Annotated in this window: 4 protein-coding genes; all 4 read right to left on the minus strand. The window is 61.1% G+C overall.

Annotation, left to right across the window (positions count from 1 at the left end):
• A partial coding sequence (locus tag EN949_RS33265) for a DUF502 domain-containing protein (protein ID WP_164782623.1) occupies positions 1–674 on the minus strand: 674 nt, incomplete at its 3' end.
• A gap of 80 nt (positions 675–754) precedes the next feature.
• Complete coding sequence (locus EN949_RS33270; protein ID WP_027161478.1) at positions 755–1,057, minus strand: HigA family addiction module antitoxin; 303 nt, start codon at positions 1,055–1,057, stop codon at positions 755–757.
• Between the two features lie 31 nt (positions 1,058–1,088).
• Positions 1,089–2,912 (minus strand): glutamine--fructose-6-phosphate transaminase (isomerizing), encoded by a 1,824-nt coding sequence (gene glmS / locus EN949_RS33275; protein ID WP_063167904.1) that lies wholly within the window; start codon positions 2,910–2,912, stop codon positions 1,089–1,091.
• A gap of 172 nt (positions 2,913–3,084) precedes the next feature.
• Positions 3,085–4,266, minus strand: a 1,182-nt coding sequence (gene glmU / locus EN949_RS33280; protein ID WP_127371926.1) for a bifunctional UDP-N-acetylglucosamine diphosphorylase/glucosamine-1-phosphate N-acetyltransferase GlmU, incomplete at its 5' end; no start/stop codon positions are given.

Consider the following 4,266-nt stretch of genomic DNA (forward strand, 5'->3'; position numbering starts at 1 on the left):
CCTTCGATCGGCTCGCCATTCACGACAACCATTTGCTTTACTTCGGGCGCCACCAGACCGGCGGAGACGATCAGCTTGGCGCCATCCTCGATCGTCATGTCGAGCGGCACGATGTCCGACTTCGGCACATACATCAGGAAGCCCGTGGTCGGGTTTGGCGTGCACGGCATGAATACGGCGATCAGCGGATCGCCTTCCTGGTCGAGCTTCTGGTTGATCTCGGTTTCCTTTTCACTGGCGACGAACACCAGCGACCACACGCCCTTGCGCGGATATTCGACCAGCCCGACCTGGCGGAACATGTCACCCTTGTTCGACAGCACGGTCTCGAAAATCTGTTTCAGCGAGCCGTAGATGCCGCGCACCAGCGGCATGCGGCCAAGCAGGCGCTCGCCGAAATTGACGATGGCGCGGCCGACGATGTTTGCCGTCAGGAAACCGATCAGCGTGATCAGGATAAGCGCCACGATCAGTCCGAACCCCGGCACCGGAAACGACAGGTAGGTGTCAGGGCTGTAGCGGGCCGGAATATAAGGCTTCACCCAGGAATCGACCCAGCCGATGAACGACCAGGCAATGTAGGCGGTGATCGCCAAGGGCGCGCAGACGATGAAGCCCGTGAGGAAATAGTTCCTCAGCCGGGTCATGCCGGAGGTCTTGGGAGCATCGGACATGGTTCACCGGAGCGCGGGTTGCAGCGCAACATTAGTGAACCGGACGAAGCTTTGGAACTGCGAAGTTTTTAAAGAGCCGATTATGCCGCTACTTCCAACGGCTCAATCTTCTCGAGCTCCGGCGCCAGCTTTCTGGCTTCGGTTTCAAGCTCATAGGCCTGTTGAAAATTCATCCAGAATTCGGGCGTGGTGTTGAAAAATCTGGCGAGGCGAAGAGCGGTATCGGGAGTCAGGCCGATCTCTTCCTTGGCAATGCGTTCGATACGGGTGCGCGGAAGGTTGAGCTTTTTCGCCAGCGCGCCTGCACTCATGCCGAGCGGGACGAGATATTCTTCACGCAGGAATTCTCCAGGATGAACTGGACGTGCGAACTTCGATGCCATTCGGCCCAACCTCCGGTCTGGAAGGCAAAACCTATTCCACCGTCACCGATTTCGCCAGATTGCGTGGCTGGTCGACGTCGGTGCCCATGAACACGGCGGTGAAATAGGCCAGCATCTGGATCGGCAGCGCATAGATGATCGGCGAGATGATTTCGGGCACATCCGGCAGCACGATTGTTTCCATCGTCTTCACGCTCACCTGCGCCGCGCCCTTGCTGTCGGTGATCAGGATGATCTTGCCGCCGCGCGCCGCCACTTCCTGCATGTTGGAAACGGTTTTCTCGAAGATCCGGTCATGCGGCGCGATGACGATGACAGGCATGTTCTCGTCGATCAGCGCGATCGGCCCATGCTTCAGTTCGCCGGCTGCATAGCCTTCGGCGTGGATGTAGGAGATTTCCTTGAGTTTCAACGCGCCTTCCATGGCCAGCGGGAAATTGGTGTCGCGGCCGAGATAGAGCACGTCCTTGTAGCGCGAGAGTTCGCGCGCGATCCGCTCGATCTGCTCTTCAAGCTTGAGCACCTGGTTGGCGTAGCGCGGCGCTTCCGAAAGCGCGCGCACCAGGGTTTTCTCCTGTTCCTTCGAAATCATACCGCGCGCCACGCCGGCGCGCACCGCAAGCGCGGCCAGCACGGAAAGCTGGCAGGTGAAGGCCTTGGTCGAGGCGACGCCGATCTCGGGTCCGGCAAGCGTCGGCAGCACGACGTCGGATTCGCGCGCCATGGTCGATTCGCGCACATTGACGATCGCGCCGATCTTCATGCCGGCTTTGCGGCAATAACGCAGCGAGGCCAGCGTGTCGGCGGTCTCGCCCGATTGCGAGATGAAAAACGCCGCATCGTTCTTCGACAGCGGCATTTCGCGGTAACGGAATTCGGAGGCGACATCGATGTCGACGGGCAGGCGCGCGTAGCGCTCGAACCAGTACTTGCCGATCAGGCCGGCCAGATACGCCGTGCCGCAGGCCGAGATCGCCAGCCGACCAATTTTGGCGAAGTCGAACGGCAGGTCGAGCGGCTTCGACACTCCGGAGACGAAATCCACGTAATGCGCCAAGGTGTGCGAGATCACCTCGGGCTGCTCATGGATTTCCTTTTCCATGAAATGGCGTCGGTTGCCCTTGTCGACCATGAAGCTGGTCGACAGCGACTGCTGGCGTTTGCGGTCGACCTTTGTGCCGTCAATGTCGAAGATGGTGACACCGCCACGGCGCACCACCGCCCAGTCGCCATCTTCCAGATAGGTGATCGAATTGGTGAACGGGGCGAGCGCGATGGCGTCGGAGCCCAGGAACATCTCGCCATCGCCATGGCCGACGGCCAAAGGCGGACCGTTGCGGGCGCCGACGATCAAATCCTCGTCGCCTTTGAACATGATCGCCAGCGCAAAGGCGCCTTCCAGCCGCTTCAGCGCCTGGTGCGCGGCTTCGACCGGCTTCAGCCCCTTGGCGAGTTCGCGGGCCACCAGATGCGCCACGACCTCGGTGTCGGTCTGCGACGAAAAAGAATAGCCGTCGCGGACCAGTTCGTCGCGCAGTTCGGCGAAATTCTCGATGATGCCGTTGTGGACGATGGCGACGCCGTCGGAAAAATGCGGATGCGCATTGCTCTCGTTGGGCACGCCATGCGTCGCCCAGCGCGTGTGGCCGATGCCGATCGTGCCATCGAGCGGCTCGTCCTTGAGCCGGCGCTCCAGGTTGATCAACTTGCCTTCGGCGCGGCGGCGGGCGAGTTCGCCACGCTCGATGGTCGCGACGCCGGCCGAATCATAGCCACGGTACTCCAACCGCTTCAGCGCATCGACGATGAGCGGCGCAACCTGCGAGTGGCCGACGATTCCAACGATACCGCACATGCAGAAAGCCCCCGATTCCCCGGAAAACCAGCGCTATTTAGGGATGGCCAGCCTGCCGTGGAAAGTCACATTGCATTTCGTCCCGTATAACGGAACGCTCATTCTGTCGATGCACCATGACAGGCCGCTCTTGCAATCCGGTTACTGCAATCGTTCGGTTTGCGGGCTGGTCTTACTTTTTCTTCGCCGCCGCCGCCGAAGCAAAGCGCTCGCGCAACTCCTTGCCCTTGCCTGGAATGGTCTTCTGGCGGGCGCGGCCGAAGGCCAGCGCGTCGTCGGGCACGCTTTCGGTGATCACGCTGCCTGAGGCGATGTAGCCGCCCTTGCCGATGGTGACAGGCGCCACCAGCGACGAATTGGAGCCGACAAAAGCGCCCTCGCCGATGTCGGTGAAGAATTTCGAATAGCCGTCATAATTGCAGGTAATGGTGCCGGCGCCGATATTGGCCCCAGCACCGACACGGGCGTCGCCGATATAGGTCAAATGGTTGACCTTGGCGCCCTCTTCGATAACCGCCTGCTTGACCTCGCAGAAATTGCCGACCTTGGCCTTGTTCCTGAGATCGGCGCCCGGCCGCAGCCGCGCGTACGGCCCGACATCGCAATTGGACGCAATGGTGGCGCCCTCGATATGGCTAAAGGCATGGACCTTGGCGCCCGTGGCAATCTTCACGCCCGGACCGAACCAGACATGGGGCTCGACGATCGTGTCAGTGCCGATCTCGGTGTCGTGCGAGAAATACACCGTCTCCGGCGCGATCAGCGTCACGCCCGACAGCATCGCCTCATGCCGCCGGCGCGCCTGCCAGATGGCTTCGGCTTGCGCCAGTTCGGCGCGGTTGTTGATGCCGAGCGCGCTTTCGAAACTGGCTTCGGTGGCCACGACATCGAGGCCTCGCGCACTGGCGATCTCGACAATGTCGGTGAGATAATACTCGCCCTTGGCATTCTTGTTGCCGACCTGATCGAGCAGCGCCAGCGCATGGGCGCCGGCCACCGCCATCATGCCGGCATTGCAGAAGGTTATTTTCCTCTCCTCCTCGGAGCAGTCCTTCTCCTCGCGGATGGCAATCAGCTTGCCGTCCTTTTCGATCAACCGGCCATAACCAGTCGGACTGGGCGGACGGAATCCGATCACGACGACGGCAGCGCCTTCAGCCAGTTTCAGCCGCGCCACGGTCAGCGCATCTGCGTCGATCAGCGGCGTGTCCCCAAACATCACGAGAATATCGTCATAACCCTTTGATATCGCATCGCGCGCGGCAAGCACGGCGTGCGCGGTGCCAAGGCGCTTTTCCTGCACGAAAGTCTCGGCCTTGGGCGCGAACTTTGTCGCCGCCTTGCGCATCTCGTC

It is taken from the genome of Mesorhizobium sp. M7A.F.Ca.US.007.01.2.1, from assembly GCF_003998165.1.
Classification (GTDB): domain Bacteria; phylum Pseudomonadota; class Alphaproteobacteria; order Rhizobiales; family Rhizobiaceae; genus Mesorhizobium; species Mesorhizobium ciceri.